24 protein-coding genes are annotated in these 23,088 nt (G+C 56.6%); 18 read left to right on the top strand and 6 right to left on the bottom strand.

From position 1 onward, the window contains the following. Nucleotides 1–2 precede the first annotated feature (2 nt). From L991_RS03165 to L991_RS16825, 8 genes are all read left to right on the top strand, one after another. Nucleotides 3–404, top strand: coding sequence for a PaaI family thioesterase (locus tag L991_RS03165; RefSeq protein ID WP_231550473.1), 402 nt, complete (start codon nucleotides 3–5; stop codon nucleotides 402–404). Between the two features lie 59 nt (nucleotides 405–463). Further along, a complete protein-coding gene (gene serC, locus L991_RS03160; protein ID WP_047392139.1) occupies nucleotides 464–1,549 on the top strand; it encodes a 3-phosphoserine/phosphohydroxythreonine transaminase in 1,086 nt (361 codons plus the stop codon). 19 nt (nucleotides 1,550–1,568) lie between these two features. After that, nucleotides 1,569–1,775, top strand: coding sequence for a hypothetical protein (locus tag L991_RS03155; RefSeq protein ID WP_028450921.1), 207 nt, complete (start codon nucleotides 1,569–1,571; stop codon nucleotides 1,773–1,775). Next, complete coding sequence (gene pheA / locus L991_RS03150) at nucleotides 1,775–2,857, top strand: prephenate dehydratase (RefSeq protein WP_028450920.1); 1,083 nt, start codon at nucleotides 1,775–1,777, stop codon at nucleotides 2,855–2,857. The genes L991_RS03155 and pheA overlap by 1 nt, the downstream gene beginning before the upstream one ends. A gap of 42 nt (nucleotides 2,858–2,899) precedes the next feature. Further along, entirely contained in the window at nucleotides 2,900–3,481 is a 582-nt protein-coding gene (locus tag L991_RS03145; RefSeq protein WP_231550472.1) for a TIGR00730 family Rossman fold protein, read from the top strand. Then, nucleotides 3,469–4,077 carry an N-acetyltransferase gene (locus L991_RS03140; protein WP_197053785.1) on the top strand — a complete coding sequence of 203 codons (609 nt, stop codon included), beginning with the start codon at nucleotides 3,469–3,471 and terminating at the stop codon, nucleotides 4,075–4,077. The genes L991_RS03145 and L991_RS03140 overlap by 13 nt, the downstream gene beginning before the upstream one ends. A 36-nt stretch (nucleotides 4,078–4,113) precedes the next feature. Further along, nucleotides 4,114–5,214 carry a histidinol-phosphate transaminase gene (hisC, locus tag L991_RS03135; RefSeq protein WP_047392134.1) on the top strand — a complete coding sequence of 367 codons (1,101 nt, stop codon included), beginning with the start codon at nucleotides 4,114–4,116 and terminating at the stop codon, nucleotides 5,212–5,214. A gap of 132 nt (nucleotides 5,215–5,346) precedes the next feature. Beyond that, nucleotides 5,347–5,517: a DUF3460 family protein gene (locus L991_RS16825; RefSeq protein WP_231550471.1), complete on the top strand. Its 171-nt coding sequence runs from the start codon at nucleotides 5,347–5,349 to the stop codon at nucleotides 5,515–5,517. Nucleotides 5,518–5,574: 57 nt separating this feature from the next. Here the strand turns inward: L991_RS16825 and L991_RS03130 are convergent, their stop codons facing one another. From L991_RS03130 to radC, 5 genes are all read right to left on the bottom strand, one after another. Beyond that, nucleotides 5,575–6,066, bottom strand: a complete 492-nt coding sequence (locus L991_RS03130; RefSeq protein WP_156128966.1) for a hypothetical protein — start codon at nucleotides 6,064–6,066, stop codon at nucleotides 5,575–5,577. 78 nt (nucleotides 6,067–6,144) lie between these two features. Next, nucleotides 6,145–7,350, bottom strand: a complete 1,206-nt coding sequence (locus L991_RS03125) for a branched-chain amino acid ABC transporter substrate-binding protein (RefSeq protein WP_028450916.1) — start codon at nucleotides 7,348–7,350, stop codon at nucleotides 6,145–6,147. Between the two features lie 408 nt (nucleotides 7,351–7,758). Continuing rightward, on the bottom strand, nucleotides 7,759–8,958 hold the full coding sequence (locus L991_RS03120; protein ID WP_047392128.1) for a branched-chain amino acid ABC transporter substrate-binding protein: 1,200 nt from the start codon (nucleotides 8,956–8,958) through the stop codon (nucleotides 7,759–7,761). A gap of 138 nt (nucleotides 8,959–9,096) precedes the next feature. Then, a complete protein-coding gene (locus L991_RS03115; RefSeq protein WP_052190544.1) occupies nucleotides 9,097–10,077 on the bottom strand; it encodes a hypothetical protein in 981 nt (326 codons plus the stop codon). A gap of 61 nt (nucleotides 10,078–10,138) precedes the next feature. After that, a complete protein-coding gene (gene radC, locus L991_RS03110; RefSeq protein WP_047392125.1) occupies nucleotides 10,139–10,813 on the bottom strand; it encodes a DNA repair protein RadC in 675 nt (224 codons plus the stop codon). A 51-nt stretch (nucleotides 10,814–10,864) separates the two neighbouring features. On the opposite strand from radC, the gene coaBC reads away from it, so the two are divergent. Continuing rightward, on the top strand, nucleotides 10,865–12,064 hold the full coding sequence (coaBC, locus tag L991_RS03105) for a bifunctional phosphopantothenoylcysteine decarboxylase/phosphopantothenate--cysteine ligase CoaBC (protein WP_047392122.1): 1,200 nt from the start codon (nucleotides 10,865–10,867) through the stop codon (nucleotides 12,062–12,064). 100 nt (nucleotides 12,065–12,164) lie between these two features. Continuing rightward, nucleotides 12,165–12,620 (top strand): dUTP diphosphatase, encoded by a 456-nt coding sequence (gene dut / locus L991_RS03100; protein WP_047392119.1) that lies wholly within the window; start codon nucleotides 12,165–12,167, stop codon nucleotides 12,618–12,620. Nucleotides 12,621–12,679: 59 nt separating this feature from the next. On the opposite strand, the gene L991_RS16275 is transcribed toward dut, so the two are convergent. Beyond that, nucleotides 12,680–13,351 carry a glycerophosphodiester phosphodiesterase gene (locus tag L991_RS16275; RefSeq protein ID WP_052190543.1) on the bottom strand — a complete coding sequence of 224 codons (672 nt, stop codon included), beginning with the start codon at nucleotides 13,349–13,351 and terminating at the stop codon, nucleotides 12,680–12,682. 68 nt (nucleotides 13,352–13,419) lie between these two features. On the opposite strand from L991_RS16275, the gene L991_RS03090 reads away from it, so the two are divergent. The 8 genes from L991_RS03090 (at nucleotide 13,420) to L991_RS03055 (ending at nucleotide 23,074) form a co-directional block, all read left to right on the top strand. Next, nucleotides 13,420–15,675 carry a patatin-like phospholipase family protein gene (locus L991_RS03090; protein ID WP_231550470.1) on the top strand — a complete coding sequence of 752 codons (2,256 nt, stop codon included), beginning with the start codon at nucleotides 13,420–13,422 and terminating at the stop codon, nucleotides 15,673–15,675. Nucleotides 15,676–15,746: 71 nt separating this feature from the next. Next, the gene (gene apbC, locus L991_RS03085) at nucleotides 15,747–16,910 is read left to right on the top strand and encodes an iron-sulfur cluster carrier protein ApbC (protein WP_081986460.1); all 1,164 of its coding nucleotides are present in this window, start codon (nucleotides 15,747–15,749) and stop codon (nucleotides 16,908–16,910) included. 141 nt (nucleotides 16,911–17,051) lie between these two features. Beyond that, a complete protein-coding gene (locus tag L991_RS16270; RefSeq protein WP_052190541.1) occupies nucleotides 17,052–18,428 on the top strand; it encodes a cell division protein ZipA C-terminal FtsZ-binding domain-containing protein in 1,377 nt (458 codons plus the stop codon). 71 nt (nucleotides 18,429–18,499) lie between these two features. Further along, nucleotides 18,500–20,587: an NAD-dependent DNA ligase LigA gene (ligA, locus tag L991_RS03075; protein ID WP_052190540.1), complete on the top strand. Its 2,088-nt coding sequence runs from the start codon at nucleotides 18,500–18,502 to the stop codon at nucleotides 20,585–20,587. Between the two features lie 287 nt (nucleotides 20,588–20,874). Then, nucleotides 20,875–21,750 carry a UTP--glucose-1-phosphate uridylyltransferase GalU gene (gene galU / locus L991_RS03070; protein WP_028450906.1) on the top strand — a complete coding sequence of 292 codons (876 nt, stop codon included), beginning with the start codon at nucleotides 20,875–20,877 and terminating at the stop codon, nucleotides 21,748–21,750. A gap of 375 nt (nucleotides 21,751–22,125) precedes the next feature. Beyond that, nucleotides 22,126–22,428 carry a YqjD family protein gene (locus L991_RS03065; RefSeq protein WP_047392114.1) on the top strand — a complete coding sequence of 101 codons (303 nt, stop codon included), beginning with the start codon at nucleotides 22,126–22,128 and terminating at the stop codon, nucleotides 22,426–22,428. A 12-nt stretch (nucleotides 22,429–22,440) separates the two neighbouring features. Next, entirely contained in the window at nucleotides 22,441–22,815 is a 375-nt protein-coding gene (locus L991_RS03060) for a phage holin family protein (RefSeq protein ID WP_047392112.1), read from the top strand. Continuing rightward, entirely contained in the window at nucleotides 22,808–23,074 is a 267-nt protein-coding gene (locus L991_RS03055; RefSeq protein ID WP_028450903.1) for a hypothetical protein, read from the top strand. Before L991_RS03060 ends, L991_RS03055 begins: the two co-directional genes overlap by 8 nt. Nucleotides 23,075–23,088: the final 14 nt, after the last annotated feature.

Raw genomic sequence — 23,088 nt, 5'->3', positions numbered from 1 at the left:
TCGTGTCCTGCGATAATCTGGAAAAGGCGTTGGAGCAGATACCCTATGCCAAATTGCTGGGGGTGCAAGTCAGCCTGCAAGAGGGGCAGCCCCAGTTTTACCTACCCTATGCCGAGCACAATATCGGCAATATCTTGTTGCCGGCGCTGCATGGCGGTGTGATTGGCGGCTTTCTGGAAAACGCCGCCGTACTGCACTTGATGTGGGCGCGCGAATCGGCCGGTATCCCGCGGATTGTGGATTTCTCGATTGATTTTCTCCGCTCTGGCAAACCGCTGGATCTCTATGGCCAGTGCGAGATCGTGCGCCAGGGCAAGCGCGTTGCCAATGTGCTGATGACTGCTTGGCAAGATGATCGCAGCAAACCCGTGGCGATGGCGCGAGCCCATTTTCTGTTAAATTAAAGTCGGCGGCGCCGGCTGGCGCCACGGCGGTTTTCCCACCTTGATGTAGAGAATTTCCGATGACGCAAGTATTTAATTTTTCTTCGGGTCCTGCTGTGTTACCGGCAGACGTGTTGCGCCAAGTACAGGCAGAATTGCTCGACTGGCATGGCTCGGGGATGAGCGTGATGGAAATGAGCCACCGCGGCCCTGAATTTGGGCAAATCTTGGCCGAAGCCGAGGCCGATTTGCGGACTTTGCTGAATATCCCGGCCAATTACAAAGTGCTGTTTTTGCAGGGGGGGGCGCATTTGCAGTTTGCGATGCTGCCGTTTAACTTTGCCCCAGCAGGCAGTACGGTTGATTTTGTGAATACCGGGCATTGGTCTAAAGTCGCGATCAAAGAAGTGAGCCGTTACGCGCAGGTGAATGTCGCCGCCAGTAGCGAAGATCGCAATTTTAGTTATGTGCCGGCTGAAGACACTTGGCAGCGCAGCCCGAATGCGGCGTTTTTGCATTATTGCAGCAATGAAACCATCGGCGGCGTGGAGTTTAATTTCATACCCAAAGCCAATGGCGTACCGCTGATTTGCGATATGTCGTCCAATATTCTCTCGCGCCCAGTCGATGTCAGCCAGTTCGGCATGATTTACGCCGGCGCGCAAAAAAACATGGGGCCATCCGGGGTGGCGGTGAGTATCGTGCGCGAGGATCTGCTGGGTAAAGCCCGGCCGGAAACCCCAACCATGCTCAATTACACCACTTTTGCCGACAATGGCTCGATGTACAACACCCCGCCTTCATTCGGTATTTATGTGGCAGGCTTGGTTTACAAACACGTGCTGGCCCGAGGCGGCTTGGCGGCGATGGAAGCGCAAAACATTGCCAAGGCCAATATCGTGTATGCCGCGATCGATGCCTCGGCCGGTTTCTACCGTTGCCCAACCGCATTGGCAGATCGCTCGCGAATGAATATCCCGTTCACGCTGGCCGATAGCCAACTGGATGCGGCCTTCCTGCAAGGCGCTGAAGCGCGGCATTTGTTGCAGCTGAAAGGCCATCGCTCGGTAGGCGGCATGCGTGCCTCGATCTATAACGCGATGCCGGTCGCTGGTTGTCAGGCGCTGGCCGACTATATGCGTGAATTCGCACAACAACACGGCTGATCCAAATCAAGGAGCAAGCATGGCAGGTCAAGGCTCGGGTGGTAATGTAATTGCTGCGCTCTGCAGTTTCTTTATTCCTGGCTTGGGCCAATTGCTCCAAGGGCGTTTGCTGAAAGCGGCGCTGATGTTTGTGCTGGCTGGCGCCTTGTGGTTCATTCTGCTGGGCTGGGTGGTGCACCTGTGGTCCATTCTGGATGCGGCAAAATTTAATCCGGGTAATAACTGATGTCTGATGAGCAACTGAATTTATTAAAAGAACACCGTGATGCAATTGATGCGCTGGATGCGCAAATTCTGCAGCTGATCAATCAGCGCGCGCAGCATGCCCACCAGATTGGGGTTATCAAAGGCGGCGGCATTATTTATCGCCCTGAGCGCGAAGCGCAGGTGCTAACCCGTATCAAGGAAATCAACCAAGGTCCGCTCTCCGGCGAGGCAGTGGCACGCTTGTTTCGCGAGATTATGTCGGCCTGCCTGGCGCTGGAAAAACCACTGACGATTGCTTACCTTGGCCCGGAAGGCACCTTTACCCAAGCGGCCGCGATCAAGCATTTTGGCCATGCCGCGCATACCTTGCCTTGCGCCTCCATTGATGAAGTTTTCCGGGTGGTAGAAGCCGGTAGCGCCGATTACGCCGTGGCACCGGTAGAAAACTCGACCGAAGGCGCGGTAGGGCGCACACTCGATCTGATGGTGGGTAGTGCCCTGAAAATCTGTGGTGAAGTGGTGCTGCGCATTCACCATCATCTGCTGCGGGTGAACGAAGGGCTGGCGGGGATTGAGCGCGTGTATTCGCATGCGCAAAGCCTGGCTCAGTGTCACGAATGGCTGAATAAAAACCTGCCTAGCCACGTAGAGCGGATTTCGGTATCCAGCAATGCTGAAGCGGCACGGCTTGCAAGCCTTGATCCAAGCAGCGCCGCAATTGCGGGCGACGCCGCCGCCGAGAAATATAATCTGTTAAAACTGGCGCAGAACATCGAAGACGAGCCCAATAACACCACCCGCTTTTTGGTGCTGGGCCAGCAATATGCCGCACGCTCTGGCCGCGACAAAACCTCGCTGGTGATTTCTGCTCCAAATCGCGCGGGGGCACTGCATTGTGTGGTCGAGCCCTTGGCGCGCAATGGCGTGTCGATGACCAAATTTGAATCTCGCCCGAGCCGCACCGGTTTGTGGGAATACGTCTTTTTTGCCGATGTGGAAGGCTTTGTCGAAGACGCCAATATGCAAACGGCGTTGCAAGAATTGCAAGACGTGGCGGCCTTTGTGAAGGTGTTGGGCTCTTATCCTCAAGCTGTCATCTAGCCGCGCTAGATTGCAAGAGCCTACCTTTCAAAGAGAGAAACCATGATGACTCTTCGTGCCGTAACCGTATTTTGTGGTGCCCGCATGGGGCACAACGCGGTTTATCAGCAAGCCGCCCGCAGCCTGGGGCAAAACTTGGCCGCTCGTGACATCACCCTGATTTATGGCGGCGGCCATGTGGGTCTGATGGGCGCAGTCGCCGAAGGCTGCCTCGCGGCTGGCGGCAAAGTGATCGGGGTGATCCCCGAATTCATGGTCGAGCGCGAATTGGGCTACGGCGCCTGCACCGAGCTGGAAGTGGTGGATTCAATGCACACCCGCAAGGCGCGCATGGCTGAGCTGACCGATGGCTTTATAGCTATGCCCGGTGGGTTTGGCACTTTTGATGAGTTATTCGAAATTCTGACTTGGTCGCAAATCGGTTTGCACAACAAGCCGGTTGGGCTTTTGAATATCAATCAGTATTTCGAGCCGCTGCGCGCTATGGTGGCGCATGCGGTGCGCGAAGGTTTTGTCGGCGAGCGCGATGCTGCCAAGCTGCTGTGCAATGCCGAGGCCGAAGGGCTGCTGGATTTATTGCAGGCAGCGCCGAATCAAGCAGCGGGGGAGTGGTGGAAAACCTAAGTCTGGCCAATCCACAAGATGCCAAACGGGCGGCCGAGCTGATCTATGAATCAGATGCCGCCTTTTATGATTACTGGTTTGCGCTGCCGCGCGAACTGACGCTACTGAATTTAGCGCAGCTCTGGCAGGCCGAAGCGGGCAGCTACAGCTATCGTAACGCGCAGGTGCTGCGCAATAGCGAAGAAGCGCTGATCGCACTGGTATTTCATTACCCCGCCACGTATGGCGCGCAACTACAGCTATCTGATGGCTTGCAGGTCAATACCCTGCCACTTGATAGCGATATTTTGCGCGCGCGCCAGCGGCAGCTGGATTTTCTGTTTCCGCACTTACCACCCGATGCCTGGTATTTACGCACCATCGCCACTCATCCCGATTATCGCGACCGCGGCCTCGGTGCCCGTATGCTCGAGCAAGTGATGTTTGCCGCCCGCGAAGCCGGCTACGGCAGCCTGCATGTCGATGTCGATAGCGGCAACCCGGCTGCCGTGCGCTTTTATACCCGCCACGGCTTTGAAATCTGGGCCGAAACCCGCGTGCGCCATCTGGCGCAATTCAATCTGCCTGCCAGCCTGCGGCTGGTGAAATCGCTTTAGCCGCCTGCGCGACTTATCTTGCAAGGAACTCGCACAATGTCTCTCGCTGCACTCGCTCCGGATCATGTTCGCGCCATTGCGCCTTACCAACCGGGCAAACCGGTGTCCGAGCTCGCCCGTGAAATGGGGCTGGATCCGGCCGCTATTGTGAAACTCGCCTCGAACGAAAACCCGCTCGGCATGAGCCCACTGGCCCGCGCCGCGGTGGAGCGCGAGCTTGCCGAATTAGCCCGCTATCCAGATGGCAATGGCTTTGAGCTCAAAGCCAAAATCGCCAGCAAATTTGCCGTCAACCTCGATCAAATCGTACTCGGCAATGGCTCGAACGATATTCTGGAGCTGATCGCCCACGCCTTTTTGCAAACCGGTGATTCGGCGGTGTTCTCTGAATACGCTTTTGCCGTGTACCCGCTGGCCACACAGGCCGTTGGTGCTACCAATATCTGTGTGAAAGCGGTGGATTATGGCCACGATCTGGACGCCATGCGCGCCGCTATTCGCCCTGATACCAAAGTGGTGTGGATTGCCAACCCCAACAATCCGACCGGCACTTTGGCACGGCCCGGCGATCTGATCGAGTTTTTGGAGCTATGCCCAGCCAATGTCTTGGTGGTGCTCGATGAGGCCTACACCGAATACCTGCCGCGCGAAAAGCGTAGCGATTCGATTGGCTGGCTCAAGCAGTTTCCTAATCTGATCGTGGTGCGCACTTTCAGCAAAGCCTATGGTTTGGCGGGCTTGCGCGTGGGCTTTGCGCTGGCCAATCCGGCGGTGGCTGATATTCTCAATCGCGTGCGCCAGCCGTTTAATGTCAATAGCCTCGCTCAGGCCGCTGCCTGCGCTGCACTGGATGATGTCGAGTTTCTGCGCCGCTCGGTTGAGGTGAACACCGCCGGTATGCAGCAAATCACCACCGCTTTGCGCGAGCTGGGGCTGGGGTTTATCGAAAGTCATGGCAACTTTGTGACTTTCCATTGTGGCGATGCGGCGCTACTGAATCAGTTTATGCTCGAGCGCGGCGTGATTGTACGGCCATTGGCTGGTTACAAGATGGCTAATAGCCTGCGCGTGTCGATTGGTTTGCCCGAAGAAAACGCCCGCTTTATCGAAGTGCTACGCGAGGCCATGGCTGACTAGGGGTATTGCTCTGTAGCCATTTAAAATCAATGCATTCGATGTGGTACCAGCTGGGGTATAGAAATCTCGCTCCGGCTGCCTGCCTCGGTTATAATGACGCCAATCACAAGAATCAGTTTGCCGGGGTTGATGATGTTTGATCGCAAGTATGTTTCCGAATACACCCAATTCATGAACCAGTTTTTGCAAGAAAATCCTGAAGTGGCCAAAGGCCAGCTGGAAGGTCGCGCATTGCTGTGGGATAAAGCGCCCATCGATCTGGACGAGCGCAAACGCAACGACGAATCGCGCGTAAACAAATAAGCGCGGTTAAGTCGGCCCAATAAAAACGCCATCGCAGGATGGCGTTTTTTATTGCCTCTAGTCTGCTGCATATTGCCAGCGGCGCTCCCTAAAATCGTAAAAATGTTTGGCATAGATCATTTTATTATCGAGGTAGAGTAGCGCAGGGGGCTTGGGGAGATAGCGTAGTTTATGTTCTTCCCAAATATCTTCTGCGCTCAAACCTAGCTCGGCCAGACTTTGGGGGTAGCGGTGATGCTGCATTTGAAATTGCCGCACTTGTGAAACGACTTTTTCAGCAAACTCCTGCCGTGCTTGTGCGCGCAGAGAATGCACAACATGGCTCAAACCTAACCCAGTTAGCCAGATTAAACCTACGATAAGCACATGCTGCCATCTGGCACAGCCAATCAAGCTTTGCAGGCTGCGCACCAACAGCCAAATACTGAGCAGGGCCGCAGCAAAAAATACCCAGATGTAGCCAAAATCCATGCATGCTAGCGTCGAGACACCGAGGCACATTGATAGCGCCAGTCGGTACTCGGTAATGAATGACGTTAATTTGCTCATGGCTTGGCTCATCTAAAAGTAAAAAGGGAGGCTAAGTGCCTCCCTTGCTGTTACCCGCTAGCGGGTGCGGTGCGCGAATTATTTCGCTGCGCCACCGCCGACCACTTCCAGCGTTTCCCACTTGCCGCCTTTCACGGTGTAGAGGGCAATCGCACCATTTTTGATGTCGCCTTTCTCATCAAAAGTCACCGAGCCAGTTACGCCTTGGTAGTCGGTTTTGGCCAGCTCTGGCAAGTACTTCGCTGGATCAGCCGAGCCCGCTTTTTGCATCGCCGCTACCATTACTTTGACTGCGTCGTAGCAGTATGGGGCGTACAGCTGTACTTCGGTGCCAAACTTGGCTTTGAATTTATCCAGGAAAGCCTGACCGCCAGCCAGTTTGTCTTTTGGCATGCCTGGTGAAGAAGAAATCATACCTTCGGCATCGGCGCCAGCCAGTTTGATGAATTCTGGTGTTTGCGTGCCGTCACCACCCATTACTTTTGCGTTCAGACCCAGTTTCTTGGCTTGTTTTTTCAGTGGCGCTGCTTGCGCATCCATGCCGCCGTAGAAAATCAGATCAGGTTTGGCACCCTTGATGCTGGTCAGGATCGCGTTGAAGTCGGTTTCCTGATTGGTGGTGAATTCACGTTTCACGACTTCAGCGCCCGCAGCTTTGGCGGCTTTTTCAAATTCGTCGGCCAAACCCTGACCATATGCTGTACGGTCATCGATGATGGCTACCTTTTTCGCGCCCAGTTTCACGGCGTATTCGCCCAGCACTTTACCTTGCTGTGCATCGTTGGCCATCACGCGGAAGGCGGTTTTAAAGCCTTGTGCGGTGTAGGCTACTGCGGTGGCCGATGGTGAAATTTGGGCAATGCCCGCATCCGAGTAAATTTTCGAAGCTGGGATGGTGGTGCCAGAATTCAGGTGGCCGATCACGCCGGCTACTTTCTGATCAACAAAACGCTGGGCCACGGTGGTGGCAGTTTTCGGATCGGCCTGGTCGTCTTCCGACACCATTTCCAGTTTCATTTTTTTGCCGCCGATATCCACGCCGCCGGCTTCGTTGATTTCATCAATGGCCATTTTCACGCCATTTTCATTGTCTTTACCCAGGTGGGCGATATTACCGGTCAGCGGAGCGGCGTGACCGATTTTGATGATGTCACCGGCTGGGGCGGCTTCGGCTTTGGCCGCTGGCTGGCTGGCCGCTTCCGGAGCGGCGGCGGGTTCTTGTTTGCCGCATGCGGTCATGGCCACAATGGCGGCAGCGATCAGGCTGTAACGGGCGATTGTCATGTCGAAGTATCCCCAAGGGTGTGTTTGTTTGGTTGCGCGATATTCATGTGTACCGACTTATTCCAATGCGGCGCATGAGTGCGTGAATGCATTAGAAGGCACAAATATCCCCTTAGCAATGTAGCCCATTGAATAAGGATAATCCTGTAGTTGCACCGCAACAGTAGTGCGCAAAATCAACCATAACAGTTTTAAACGCTAACACTGTAAGGTGAAAACTGGCCGCAAGGGCGCATCTCAGCTGCGCTGCAGAATGCCGGATTGCAAGTAATGGTTTCGCCGTGTGTAAGTTTTTGCGTGGGTGTTGTCGCGACAGCCAAAGTGGCTAAATGTTGCACTAATGCGACGAATGACCATAAAAAAGGGAGCCAGCTGGCTCCCTTTTTTAGCGCTAATGCTTGCGGGCGGTTATTTCGCCACGGCGCCACCAACCACTTCTACGATTTCCCACTTGCCGTTTTTCACGCTGTAAACCGTGATCGCGCCATTGTTGATATCGCCTTTGGCATCAAAGCTGATCGGGCCAGTAACGCCTTGATATTTGATCGCAGCCAGTTTTGGTAGGTACTTAGCTGGCTCAGCTGAGCCGGCTTCTTGCATGGCTTGCACCATGATTTTCACCGAGTCATAGCAATACGGTGAATACAGCTGCACTTCATTGCCAAACTTGGCTTTGAATTTATCCAGGAATGCTTTGCCGCCAGCCAGTTGGTCTTTAGGCGTGCCTGGGCTCGTGGCCAGCATGCCTTCAGCGTCGGCGCCGGCCAGTTTGATAAATTCGGGGGTTTGCGCGCCATCGCCGCCCATGATCTGAGCGTTGATGCCCAGCTTTTTGGCTTGTTTTTTCAGCGGCGCTGCTTGCGCATCCATGCCACCGTAGAAAATCAGATCAGGCTGCGTGCCCTTAATGCCGGTGAGTAGGGCATTGAAATCGGTTTCGTTGTTGCTGGTGAATTCGCGTTTAACGATTTGCGCGCCAGCGGCTTTGGCGGCTTTTTCAAATTCATCGGCCAAGCCCTGACCGTAGGCGGTACGGTCATCCACGATAGCGATTTTTTTCGCGCCCAGTTTCACGGCATATTCGCCCAGCACTTTGCCTTGCTGCGCATCATTGGCCATCACGCGGAAGGCGGTTTTAAAGCCTTGTGCGGTGTAGGCCACCGCGGTGGCCGAAGGTGAAATCTGCGCAATGCCGGCATCGGAGTAAATTTTCGAGGCTGGAATCGTCGTGCCTGAATTCATGTGGCCAATCACACCTGCCACTTTTTGATCGACAAAGCGCTGCGCCACGGTCGTTGCGGTTTTCGGATCGCCCTGATCATCTTCCGACAGCATTTCCAGCTTCATTTTCTTGCCGCCGATATCTACGCCGCCTGCCGCGTTGATCTCGTCGATCGCCAGCTTCACGCCGTTTTCATTGTCTTTACCAAAATGCGCGGCGGGGCCGGTCAGGGCGGCCACATGGCCGATCTTGATCACGTCGGTCGCGGTTTCGGCGGCCGCTTGTGGCGCGCTGGCATCGGCCGCTGGTGTTTGGGTTTGTTGTTTGCACGCAGCAAGGCCGGTAATGGCGGCTGCAATCAGGCTGTAGGCAGCAATTTTTTTCATGATGGGAATCGAGTCCAAGCGTGTTCAGTGGTGTGGGCAGACGCACGGCACCTGCGTGCCCTTATCTTGCGAGGACGTATGCAAAATAAATACTGGGGTATTCCTGTAGATGGCTGTAAGTGATTGATTGAAATTGTTTTAAACGCTGAGATCAAGCTGCTGCAGGCTGCCGGCCTGGCCATTTTCGCGCAGGTAAATGCCACTGGCGCGCAGCTGTCCTAGATTGCGGTTTTGGCCGTCATTCAGATCAAAATCGGCTTTGGCGTAGCCCAGATACAAGGCGCCAATCTGGGCCTGCGCCAGCGATTGCAATTGATCATTGCCACTGGCGTCTTTGAGCCAGATTTTCAGCTCGCCAAATATGGCGTCACCTTCATCAATCCAGCCATTGCGGTCCTGATCAAATTGGGCAAGATCAGCAAAGCCATTGCCGCTTTTCGCGCCAAAAAGCTCGCCACCATGATTGATTTTGCCATCCTGATTGCGATCGAGCGCCAGATAAGCGCTGCCGTGATTAAGCAGGCTGATGTTCTCGCGTCGGCCATCCTGATCCAGATCGAACTGGAAAGTTTGCGGGCTAAGCGTCGCCGCTGGTGCGGCGTAGTTGAGCACCAGGGGGTCTTTTTTCGGCCGCGCTGCGCTGCCGGTGGCGACATCCAGCGTGACGCTGCGCTGAAATTGCCGGCTGAGGCTTAATTCGGCGCTAAAGCTGATGTGCATGCCATCGCTGGTTTCAATGGTGCCGCTGGCGGCGTACTGGGTGCTTTCCTGTACTTGTTCCTCGGCGGCGTAATGCAAAATAAAACCGCCCTCATCTAAGGTGGTGGGGGTATTACTCTCAGTGTTAGGTTTGGATTGCTCTTTGGGGTGATACTCGGTGAGGGTAATCGATTCGCCGAGCATGATTTCCAAGAGCGAGCGTATCAGCTTGAGCCGTGGGTCATTATCGATGGCAGCTTGTAATTCTTCCTGCACGCGGGCCGGGGCGGAGATATCGACCGTGCTGCTGGCGGGTGTGCTGGGCCGTGGGGGTTGATATTGCAGCGATAATTTTTCACTGCGATGCTGGTTAAATTGGCGCTGGGCACTCAATTGCAGTTGGCTATCGGTGATACGCATGGTCGGCTCCGCTGGGGGGGCGATCTGCCCCTATCAGCGCTATCGGCAGCCTGGCCGCGAGTTATAGCGCGCCGCGTTCGGCCAAGGACACCACCTGATGAGCGGCAACGATGAAATGATCCAGAAGCTGGATATCCAAGAGCTGCAGCGCGGCCTGTAATTGGCGGGTGAGTTGCAGATCGGCAGCTGAAGGCTCGGCCTGCCCGCTAGGGTGGTTGTGCGCCACAATCACCGCCGCGGCATGGTATTGCAGCGCCAGTCGGGCGAGTTCGCGCGGATAAACATGGGTTTCAGCAAGGGTGCCTTTGCTCAGCACCTCGGCGCGAATCAGCCGGTAGCCGCTATCGAGTAGCAAGACATGAAATTCTTCCTGCGCCAAACCGCGCAGCCGCAAACGCAGCAAATCGCGCACAGCGGCCGGATTATGCAAGGCATCGCGCTGGGCTAGCTCTTCGCTCAGCGCACGGCGGCTCATTTCCAGCACCGCTTGCAGCTGCGCGTATTTGGCGTCGCCCACGCCGGCTATCGGCGCAAAATCGCTCAGGCTGGCGGCAAACAGCGCTTGCAGCGAGCCAAAATGGCTGAGTAAATCTTGCGCGAGCTCCACCGCCGATTTGCCGGGCAAGCCCACCCGTAAAAAGATCGCCAAGAGCTCGGCATCGCTAAGGGTGCTGGCGCCGCGCTGCAACAATTTCTCGCGCGGGCGACTTTCGCTGGGCCAATCGCTGATCGACATGGGCTTTTTCGGTAAACTAGACGATTCTTTCTAGCAAAAGGCGCGCAGGACGTGAGCCCGAATCCAAAGAAAAAAATCGTGCTGGGCGTGAGCGGCGGGGTGGCGGCGTATAAATCGGCCGAGCTCACTCGACTGCTCGTGAAGGCCGGCTACGATGTGCATGTGGTGATGACCGAAGCGGCCACCCACTTCGTCGGCCCGGTCACCTTTCAAGCCCTGAGTGGCAATCTGGTCTACACGGATCAGTGGGATCCGCGCCGGCCCAATAATATGCCGCACATTGATCTCACCCGCGGCGCGGCGGCGGTGCTGGTGGCGCCGGCATCGGCTGATCTGCTGGCCAAGCTCGCCAATGGTTTGTGCGGTGATTTGCTGACCACCTTGCTGGCCGCACGCGATTGCCCGCTGCTGGTGGCGCCGGCGATGAATCGGCAAATGTGGGAAAACCCGCCCAATCAGCGCAATATCGCGCAATTAAAAGCCGATGGTGTCACGATTCTCGGCCCCGGGCATGGCGAGCAGGCCTGCGGTGAAGTGGGTGATGGCCGCATGCTGGAAGCTGAGCAACTGTTTGAATTACTCGAGGCGGCGCTGCAGCCCAAAGCCCTGAGCGGCCAGCGCGTGCTGATTACCGCTGGGCCCACCTTTGAGCGCATTGATGCCGTGCGCGGGATCACCAATGTCAGCAGCGGCAAAATGGGCTATGCGATTGCCCGCGCGGCCTACGAGGCCGGCGCCGAAGTGGTGCTGGTGTCGGGCGAAACCAGCCTGCCTACGCCGATTGGTGCGCGGCGCATTAATGTGAAATCGGCGCAGCAAATGTTGGCCGCGGTGGAAGCCGAGGTGGCGCGCGCAGATATTTTCATTGGCGTAGCGGCGGTGGCTGATTATTACGTGCTCAACCCTTCCGAGCAGAAAATCAAAAAAGACGCGCATATCCTCACGCTGGAATTAGCGCCCAACCCGGATATCCTCGCGGGGGTTTCCGCCCGCGAGCAGCCGCCATTCTGTGTCGGCTTTGCGGCCGAATCGGAAAACCTGCTGGAGTATGCCGAAGCCAAGCGCCAGCGTAAAAAGCTGCCGCTGCTGGTGGCCAATCTGGTGCAAACCGCTTTCGGGGCGGATACCAATGAAGTGGTGCTGCTGGATGATCATGGCGAAACCCGCCTGCATTCGGCGCCTAAAATCGAAATCGCCCGCAAGCTGGTGGCGCATATTGCGCGGCTGCTGCCGGAATATCGCCGCGACTAAGTGCTGGCCTGCCCGATTTATGCTGCGCTCCCCTTGGGGTATTGCCAGCCAAGTTATGAATTAATTGATTTTGAGGTAAATACCTCGCTGGAGTATTGTAATGAGCCAATCCGTCATTGATGTCAAAATTCTCGATCAACGCCTGCATGACAATTTGCCCGCCTATGCCACGCCTGGCTCGGCCGGGCTGGATCTGCGCGCCTGCCTTGATGCGCCGCTGGAGCTTGCGCCCGGCGCCACCACGCTGATCCCGACCGGGATGGCGATTCACCTTGATGACCCGAGTCTGGCGGCCATGATTTTGCCGCGCTCGGGGCTAGGCCATAAGCACGGCATCGTGCTGGGCAATCTGGTGGGGCTGATCGATTCGGATTACCAAGGCCAGCTGTTTGTGTCGGTATGGAATCGCGGCAGCAGCAGCTTTATCATCCAGCCGCTGGAGCGGATTGCCCAGCTGATTATTGTGCCGGTGGTGCAGGTGGGCTTTAATCTGGTGGATGAATTTGGCGCCTCCAGCCGCGGCGAGGGCGGCTTTGGTAGCACCGGCAAGCAGTAATCTCGCGCCTCATTCACATCTAAGCGCCAGCTGGCCAGCAACGCAGGCCGGCGCGGCGCTTAGGCGGGGCGGGGGCTCAGGCCCGGTAGTTGCTCGGTTTGATCGCTAATCAAACCCGCCAGCGGCCAGCCCAGCACTGCTGCATATTCGCTTGGGTGTTGTACGCCATACAGCCAGCAGGGCACCTGATTGCGGCTCAGTTCGCTAATTTGCTCAGCGTTGGCGATTTCATAATCAAACACCAGCCCCACGGCGCGGGGTACGGTGGCCAGCATGGTAAAGAGGCCAATCGTGCGCACTGGCGCATTGGCCAGCAACAGGGCGCAAGGTAGGCGCGTTTCGCGCGCCAGTGTCAGGATCAGCGGGTGGTGAAACGAGCTGATCAGGCCATGAAAGGGCTGCGCCAAGCTGGCCAGCACCGCGCGCGTGGCCGGTAGGCTATCGGCCGATTTGAGTTCCAGATTCCAGAATGCCTGCGGGAAAGCCGCCAGCGCCTGAGCTAAGCTCGGCACGGCGTAACCTTGAATCTCGCTAAGTTCTTGCTGGCTGAGCTCGCTCACCAAGGCGCCGTTGGCGGCGGTGCGGTCATGAAACAAAATCGCCTGCCCATCGCGATCAACCCGGATATCGGTTTCAAAGCCCGCCATCCCGGCGGCCCAGGCTGCGGCAAACGCGGCTAATGTGTTGTCGGGATGACTGCGGGTCCAGCCGCGATGCGCAATGAAATACATGTCGGGTACACTCGATGCTGCGGTAAAAAGCCGCAGCGAAGAAAAATGACGATCAGGAATCTGCAATGATGGCACGCCGGCCTTGGATGGCTTTGCTTTCGCTGCTCTGCGCGCTCGGCGCCAGTGTAGCACCGACCCACGCGCAAGAACCACAGCCCACCAGCAAGGGCAGTAACAATGCCAGCGCACCGGCCTGGGCGGCCAAAGGTCAGCGCCCCCGCATCGGGCTGGTGCTCGGGGGTGGCGGCGCGCGCGGCTTTGCGCATATCGGGGCGCTAAAAGTGCTGCAGGATAATCGCATTCCGATCGATTGTGTGGTGGGGACGAGTATCGGCTCGCTGGTGGGCGCCGCCTATGCCGCCGGCCGCACGCCGGACGACATGGCCGCACGGGTTGGCAAAGCCAATTGGGATGACCTCTTGTCATCCACCCTGCCACGGCAGGTGAGCTCTTATCGGAAAAAACAGGATGACGCGCTGGCGCTGATTCCGCTGGAGCTGGGCATTGGCGATGATCTGCAAGTTAAACTGCCCAATGCCGCGATTAGTACGCAGAAAATCGAGTTTTTCCTGCGCGACCTGACTTTTGCCGGCACCGCGCCCAATTTTGACGCGCTGCCGATTCCGTATCGGGCGATTGCCACTGATCTGGCCACCGGTGAAATGGTGGTGTTTAAAGAGGGCGATCTGGTCACCGCCATGCGCGCCAGTATGGCGGTGCCGGGGGTGTTTCCGCCGGTGTTGCAAGGCGAGCGCTTGCTGGTGGATGGCGGCTTGGTGCGCAATGTGCCGGTGGATGTGGCGCGACAAACCTGCGCCGATGTGGTAATCGCGATTGATGTCGGCTCTGAGCCCTTGCGCCGCGATGAGCTCACCAGCGTGCTGTCGTTTGCCGATCAATACACGCGGCTGATGATGATTCAAAACGTGAAACCGCAGCTTGAATCCCTCACCGCCGATGATGTGCTGATTTCGCCAGCGCTGGGCAATCTCTCCTCCAGCGATTTTAAAAAATCGGCCGAGCTGATCAATGCCGGCGAGCTGGCCACGCTGAAAGTGCTCAGCCAGCTGCAACGCTATGCCTTACCGGCCGACGAATACGCCGCTTGGGATGCCCAGCGGGTGGGGCAACATCTGCAATCCAAGCCGGTGTTGGCCGTGAAGGTGAAAGACAGCGTGCACGTGAACCCGGAAGTGGTGAAAAAAGAGCTGGATGTCCCGCTGAACGAGCCGCTGGATATCGCCGAATTTCAAGATAATCTGTCGCGCGTGTACGCACGTGGCGACTTTTCACAGCTGGATTACGAGCTAACCCGCGATCCGGCCGGGCAGGGCGATGAGCTCACCGTACTGCCCATCGAGAAAAGCTGGGGGCCCAATTATCTGAATCTGGGGCTGGGCTTTGGTTCGGATTTTCGTAATTCCACCCCGTGGAGCTTTAGCGCCCAATATCGCCGCACCTGGATGAATTCCCTGGGCGCCGAATGGAAAACGCTGGTGAAACTGGGCTCGAGTCAGGTCTTGCAGAGCGAGTTTTATCAGCCATTACAGCTCGATGGGTTGGTGTTTTTGTCGCCCTATTTGCAGTTGCGTGATCAGCCGATTGATTTGTGGCTCGATGGCGAGCCGATTGCCAGTTATTCGGTGCAACGCAATAGTTTCGGCGTGGATTTGGGCTCGACGCTAACCAAATACGGCGAGCTGCGTCTCGGGGCGGTGTTTAATGATTATCGCCTCACTAAACAAGTCGGGCTGGGCGCGCTGGATGATGATACAGGGCGCGATTATGGTCTGCGCCTTAGCCTGCATTACGATCAGCTGGATAATTACTTCTTCCCGAAAGAAGGTCAGTATCTCAATCTGCAGGGGTATATCTCGCTAAAAGACAGCCTGGGTAGCTTTGAAGACTATACCCGCCTGTTTGCCGAATACCGCATGGCGCGCCCGATGGGCAAAGGCGCGTGGCAGCTGACGCTGCGCGGGCAGGAAACCACGGGCAATGCACCGCTGTATACCGATATCCGCTGGCTCGGCGGCTTTTTGAATATGTCCAGCTATGGTTACCAAGAGCGGCTGACCAATCGCTTTCTGTATGCTTCATGGCAGTATTATCAGCCCACGAGCTGGCTGACCGGTTCGTATTGGGGGCTGGGGTTGGAATTCGGTAAGAACTTTGATGCCTTTGACTTTATTGCCGGCGATACGATGTTCAGTGCGGTGGCGTATCTGGCCTACGACAGCTTTATGGGGCCGGTGTATCTGGGGGCGAGCTATGGCGACAATAACCAGGCCACCTTGTACTTTATGCTGGGTAAACAGTTCTAAGCCCATGACATCCTCTTGTAATGACGGCGCCCGCCCTGATCTATTGCGGGCTACCGTTTTTCCGAATGACTATGTCTATTTTTGATCGCTGGCTGGGTAAAGCCCCGGCCGAAACAGGAACACCTGCCGTGACTGATACCGCCACTCATCCGCTGCTGGACAGCGTTCGCCAGACTTTAGCCACCCTGATCGATCCCGATTCAGGCAAGGATTATCTGAGCAGCAAAAATGTGAAAAATCTCAGCTGCGATGCGGGTGTGGTGTCGCTGGATTTGGTGCTGGGCTATCCGGCGCAAAGCCAATTTGCGGCGCGCGAAGCACAGGTGGCGTCGGCCTTGGCGGCAATTCCGGGAGTGGTGAAAACCGAAGTCAAAGTCAGCAGCCAGATTGTGGCGCACAGCGTAGCGCGCGGTATTCCGCTGTTGAAAGGCATTAAAAACGTCATTGCCGTGGCCTCGGGCAAGGGCGGGGTGGGTAAATCGACCACGTCAGCCAATCTGGCGCTGGCGCTGGCGGCAGAAGGCGCCAAAGTGGGCTTGCTGGATGCCGATATTTACGGCCCGAGCCAGCCACAAATGATGGGCGTGGCCGGCCAGCATCCCGAATCGGACGACAATAAACACATCAAACCGATTGATCAGCACGGCGTGCGCAATATGTCGATCGGTTTTCTGATCGACCCGGAGCAGCCGATGGTTTGGCGCGGCCCGATGGTCACGCAGGCGCTCACCCAGCTATTGCACGACACCGAGTGGGGCGAGCTGGATTATCTGGTGATCGACCTACCACCGGGTACTGGCGATATTCAGCTCACGCTTAGCCAGAAAGTGCCGCTGACTGGCGCGGTGATTGTGACCACGCCGCAAGACATTGCCCTCTTGGATGCGCGCAAGGGCCTGAAAATGTTTGAAAAAGTCGGCGTGCCGATTTTGGGTATTGTCGAGAATATGAGCATGCATATCTGCAGTAATTGCGGACATGCCGAGCCGATTTTTGGTGAAGGCGGCGGCGAGAAAATGGGCGCTGAATATGGTACCGAGCTGATTGGCAAGCTGCCGCTAGATTTATCCATTCGCCTGCATGCCGATGAAGGCCGCCCCACGGTGGTGGCGCAGCCCGATGGCGAAATTGCGGCGATTTACAAGCAGATTGCCCGCAAGGTGGCGGTGAAAGTGGCGGCGAAGGCGCAGGATTTCTCCAGTAAATTCCCGAAAATCGTCATTCAAAGTACATAATTTCGGTCAAAGTAAGCCGCAGCGATAGGCTGCGAGCCGGCAAGTCTGGTATCCTGTTGCGTGAATGGCCAAGATGGCTGTGAATCACGCCACAGGATACAACAAGAACAAGCCCAAACGGGCTAGCTGAGACATAACACGATGACCGACACGCAATTGGGCGCGCTAATCATCGCCGGCGCATTTGTTGGCGCAGTATTTGCCTATAACCAGTGGCAAGAGTATCGCTACAAAAAGCAGGCCAACAAAGCATTTGCCCGCAATCAGGATGATGTCCTGATCAATACCCCGAAAAATGTCGTGCGCCAGGGCGAAAGCCAGCGCCTTGAGCCAGTGCTCGATACGCCTGCGCGAGTGTCCGAGCCGGTGACTGAGCCGCCAAGCACCGAATACGATGTGCCTGAGCTCAATACCGAAGCGCCCGCCAAAGCGCGCTACGACGACGATATGCCGGATGACATTCCTGATTTGCCACCCGGATACCGCCCGCAGTATCTGCAGCAAGAGCAATACCGCGCTAAGCCTGAGGGCTATACCCCGGTTATCCAGCCGGTAGAAGAGGCGCAGGAGCGCCAATTTGCCCCTGAGCCGGTATTAGTTGCCAGCCGCCCAGAGCCGGTGCAGCCAGTGGTTGCGAGCTACAGCGCCCCTGCTGCCCCAAGTTACACAGCCCCCGCCGCCGCGCCGGTGCTGAATTTAAGCGCGCTGGACGAAGCCGATGATGGCATGCTGGTCACCAGCCTGATTGATCCGGCGGTGGATTTTATTGCCGAGATTCATGCCGGCACGGCGATTGCCGCGAGCGAAGTACCGCCATTTCCGGCCAATAAACGCGTGCAGGTGATTGGCTTAAATCAGCTCGATCAGTGGGAAGTAGTAACCAGCACGAGCCGTAATCGCTATCTGGAACTGCGCGCTGGCCTGCAAATGGCCGATCGCCAAGGCCCGATTACCCAAGAAACGCTCAATGCCTTCTGCATGGGTGTGCAGCAATTTGCCGATGAGCACGAAGCCGTTGTGACTTTCCCGCAACGCTCGGCCAAGCTGGGCGCGGCGCGTGATCTGGATGAATTCTGTGCATCGGTTGATGTGTTGATCGGGCTGAATTTGCCGGCCGGGCAGCGCCCGATTCCGATGGAAAAAGTGCGTATTCATGCGGAAAATGCGGGCCTCGTGCGCGCTAATGACGGCACTTTCCAATACCGTAGCGATTCGGGCAAAACCCTGTTTGTGCTCGCCAATCAGGATCAAACCCCGCTGATGGCTACTTCAATGGGTCTGAGCTTGCTGTTTGATGTGCCGCGGGTTGCGGGCGGGATTGCGGTATTTGATTACCTGACCGAATTTGCGCAAAGCCTGTCGCAAGCGCTGAATCTGCCGCTGGTGGATGACAATGGCAAAGTGCTGAATCCACAAAGCCTTGCCAATATCCGCCGCCAACTGGCCGAGCTGTATGCCAGTATGGATGATCGCGGCATTGCGCCCGGCTCGGTGGTGGCGCTGCGGCTGTTTGCCTGAGTTTTTTAGCGATAAAGATGAATTGATCAACGCCGCTCTTGAGCGGCGTTGCTGTTTTGAGGTGCAGAAAAATGACTTCCGAAGTGCAGGCACAGGCCGCCCAACTGCGAGCGCAGCTCAATCAATATGCGCATGAATATTATGTGCTGGATGCGCCCAGCGTGCCCGATAGCGAATACGACCGGCTGTTTCAGGCCTTGCAAGCGCTAGAGCTGGCGCACCCTGAGTTGCAAACGCCCGATTCGCCCACTTTGCGCGTGGGTGGCAAGCCCTTGCCGGAATTTGCGCCGGTGACGCATGCGGTGCCGATGTTGTCGATCCGCACTGAAACCGATGTCACCGCCGCCGGGGCGCTGGCCTTTGATGCCAGTGTGCGCAAAGAGCTGGATTTATTGCCGCTTGAGCCGGCAATTGCCTATGCCGCCGAGCTTAAATTTGATGGGCTGGCGATTAATCTGCGCTACGAACATGGTCTGTTGGTGCAGGCCGCCACCCGCGGTGACGGGGCCACTGGCGAAGATGTGACGCAAAATATTCGCACCATCGGTCAGATTCCGTTGCGCTTGCGAGGCGAAGCGCCGGCGGTACTGGAAGTGCGTGGCGAGGTGTATATGCGCCGCGATGATTTTGCCCTTCTGAATGAGCGGCAATTGGCCGCCGGTGAAAAAACCTTTGTTAATCCGCGCAATACCGCCGCTGGGGCAGTGCGGCAGCTTGATCCGGCTATTGCCGCGCAGCGGCCTTTGTCTTTCTATGGGTATGGGCTTGGCGAGGTTGTTGGTTGGGCGGCACAGCCGGATACCCATGCCGGTATATTGGATGCTTTGCAAGCCTTTGGCTTCCCTGTGTGTGAGATTCGCGAAGTGGTGCAGGGTGGCGAAGGGCTGGCGGCATTTCATGCCCGCGTGGCCGCGCTGCGCGATAACTTGCCGTTTGAAATTGACGGAGTGGTGTACAAAGTCAATTCGCTCGCCCACCAAGCGCAACTGGGGTTTCGCAGTCGCGAGCCGCGCTGGGCAGTGGCGCATAAATACCCGGCGCAAGAGGCGCTCACCATCGTGGAGGCCATCGATATTCAAGTCGGGCGCACTGGCTCGCTCACGCCGGTGGCGCGACTACAACCGGTGTTTGTCGGCGGGGTAACCGTCACCAATGCCACGCTGCACAATCAGGATGAAATCGATCGTAAAGACGTGCGGGTGGGCGATACCGTGGTGGTGCGCCGCGCTGGCGATGTGATACCGGAAGTGGTGTCGGTGGTGCTGGAGCGCCGTCCAATGCAGGACGTACCGGGGGCGGATTTATTTAGCCCGCAGCGCGAGCCGCAATATCCGCCGTATCGGATTTTAGAGTTGTACCCCAGTTGCCCAGTGTGTGGCAGCAAGACTGTCCGCGAAGAAGACGAAGCACGGGTGCGCTGCACGGGCGGGCTATTTTGTTCGGCGCAGCGTAAAGAAGCGCTCAAGCACTTTGCTGGCCGGCGCATGCTGGATATCGAAGGCTTGGGCGACAAGCTGATTGAGCAATTGATCGAGCAGGAATTGGTTAAAACCCCAGCCGATCTATATCGGCTAACCCTTGAGCAGTTGGCCGGGCTGGAGCGCATGGCCGAAAAATCAGCGCGTAATTTGCTCGACGCCATCGAAGCCAGCAAAGCCACCACCTTGCCGCGACTGATTTATGCGCTGGGTATTCGCAATGTGGGCGAAGCTACGGCCAAAGATCTGGCCCAGCATTTTGCTTCGCTGGATGCACTGATGGCGGCCGATGCGGAGGCCTTGCAAGCAGTCAATGATATTGGCCCGATTGTCACACAATCGATTCTGGCGTTTTTTGCCGAGCCACATAATCGCGAAGTGGTGGCGCAGTTGCTGGCTGTTGGCCTGCATTGGCCGGCGATTGAGGCGCGGCGAGCCGATGGCGCGCTGGCCGGCAAAACCGTGGTGATTACCGGCACGTTGCCCAGCTTGAGTCGCGATGAAGCCAAAGCTTTGCTTGAAGCCGCCGGCGCGAAGGTATCGGGCAGTGTGTCGAAAAAAACCGATTATCTGCTGGCTGGGGAAGCCGCCGGCAGCAAGCTGGAAAAGGCCCAGAGCTTAGGAGTGGCCATTTTGGACGAAGCGGCGCTGCGCGTACTGCTGGCTGAGGCGAGTGAGTGAGGTGGGCAGGAGTGAGGTAGATTAATTGTTTAATTTTTTAAACAATTAATCTTTTGTGAAGGGGGTTGACTTGGGTGTTTATTTAATTGAACATGCAAGCTATGCGAAAGACAGAAGCACTCCGCCTTTTTGGTAGTCAGATCCGTTTGGCCGAAGCCCTTGGGCTCGGTCGTTCGGCGGTCTCGCAATGGGGCGATGAACTCAATACCAAGCAAACCGATCAGGTAATGGGCGCGGCCCTGCGCCTGGGTTTGCTGGGTGACCTTCAATCACAGCAAGGAAGCAGCATGCAAAAGATTCGTAAAGCCGTATTCCCGGTTGCCGGGATGGGGACTCGTTTTCTGCCCGCCACCAAGGCCAGCCCAAAAGAAATGATGTCGGTGGTCGATAAGCCGCTGATTCAATATGCGGTGGAAGAAGCCCTCGCGGCCGGGATCACCGAGATGATTTTCATCACCGGCCGACACAAACGCAGTATCGAAGATCACTTTGATAAAGCGGGTGAACTTGAAGCCGATCTGGAAGCCAAGCAAAAGACTAAATTGCTGGAAGTGCTGCGCGGCATTATCCCGAAATCTGTAACCTGCATTTATATCCGCCAACCAGAAGCGCTGGGTCTGGGGCACGCGGTATTGTGCGCCAAGCCGGTCGTTGGTGATGAGCCTTTTGCCGTGATTCTGGCGGATGACCTGATCGATGGGCATGGCGTTTCGGAAATGAAACGCATGGTCGATTTGTTCGACGATACCCACTGCTCGGTGCTGGGGGTGGAAGAAGTAGCGCCGGAAGAAACCGGCAGCTACGGGATTGTAGAAGTAAACCCGAGCGCGAATCGCCTGCGGGTGAACAATATCGTGGAAAAACCAAAACCAGAAGAAGCGCCATCGAATCTGGCCGTAGTCGGTCGTTATATTCTGACGCCGCGCATTTTCCATCATCTGCAGCATGTGCAGCCAGGTAAAGGTGGCGAAATCCAGCTGACCGACGGGATTTTTGCGCTGATGCAAGAGCAGCACATTCTGGCGCACAAGCTGGAAGGTACGCGTTACGATTGCGGTAGCAAAATTGGCTTCCTGAAAGCGACAGTGGAATTGGGCCTGAAACACCACGAGGTGGGCGCCGAATTTACCGCGTATATGAAAGACTTCTGCAAAACATTTTAAGTTTAGCCCCGCGCATTGAAAGTCAGCTGGGTATGTGCCCACGGCTGAAATGTTATGCAACAGCCCGCCTTGGCGGGCTCAGATTAATGACAACCCCACTCGCGAAGCGAGGCTCCCCTCAAGGAGGGGACGGGAGGGGTGGGAACAGAACATCAAGGCTGCAGATTGAAAGCCTTATTTCCTAGGCTCGGCTTTGCCGAGACTTGATGTAGATTGTTTTGCCACGTTGTTAGCAGCCTGAGCCCGCCATGGCGGGCTGTTGTTTTTGCTGGCGCAAATATTGACTATGCAGGGGCGTGGGGCTTTGTTAGCATGAGTTTGGCGCTTTGATTTCAAGTCGCTGACAACTTTCGTCTAGCCCAGAGGAGCAATACCATGGCAGCTCAGCATGAAACGCAATTAATCGATGAAACCAAAGACGCGCTGCGCGAAACCGCGCAGCTGATCGAGGCAGCAGCCAACGCGCAGGGGGAAGAGGCCAAGCAGCTGTACGCTAAAATTGCCGACAATCTGCGCACCGCCAAGCATCGGCTGGTCGAGCTAGAAACCCAGGCGGTGGATAAAGCCAAACAAGCGGCCAAGCAAACGGATGAATACGTGCATGCGCATCCATGGCAAGCGGTGGGTATTGGTGCGGCGGTTGGCTTGTTGATCGGTTTTCTGGTTGCGCGCCGCTAAGCAGGAGTCAGCATGGCCATGATACGCGAAGCCCTAGCCGGTCTTTTATCTACGCGCTTGAGTCTTTTGGGGCTGGAATTGCGTGATGAGCTTGATCGGGTTGCGCTGATGGTGGGGCTGGCCATCGCGGCCGCCCTGGCGCTCTTGCTGGGTTTGTGTTTCTTTGGCCTGCTGCTGTTGTTTGGTTTTTGGTCTTATCGAATCGTGATTTCGGCCATCTTTGCTGTGCTGTTTCTGGGGTTGGGCCTGGTAGCTTGGCTGTGGCTGCGCCGCTTGCAAGCTGAGGCGAGTCAGCCGTTTCCCTTAACTACGGCCGAGTTTGCCCAAGATAAACAGCTGTTGGCGCAGCTGTTTAACCGTCCGCCTGCGGAGGCCGCTGATGAGTAACAGGCTACGCGAACAGCAAAAACTGCATCTGTGTTATCAAGCGCAGTTACATCGTTTGCAGCTGCAAACCCAGCTCCGCGCGCAGGCGCAGCCGGCTGAGTTGTTGCGTTCGGCCGCAGGCAATGGCCAGCTGTGGTCTCTGCTGCTGCGTGGCCTTGCGCACTGGGGGCGCCAGCGTCCGCTATGGTCGGCACTGGGGCGTGGGGCCAAGTTGATGGGTGTCGTGTTGGCGGTGGCGCGGCTGTTGCGGAATAAATAATCATCCTCATCATC

The sequence above is a fragment of the Chitinibacter sp. ZOR0017 genome (assembly GCF_000799095.1).
Lineage (GTDB): Bacteria > Pseudomonadota > Gammaproteobacteria > Burkholderiales > Chitinibacteraceae > Chitinibacter > Chitinibacter tainanensis.
This window is presented reverse-complemented; position numbering and strand designations above follow the sequence as displayed.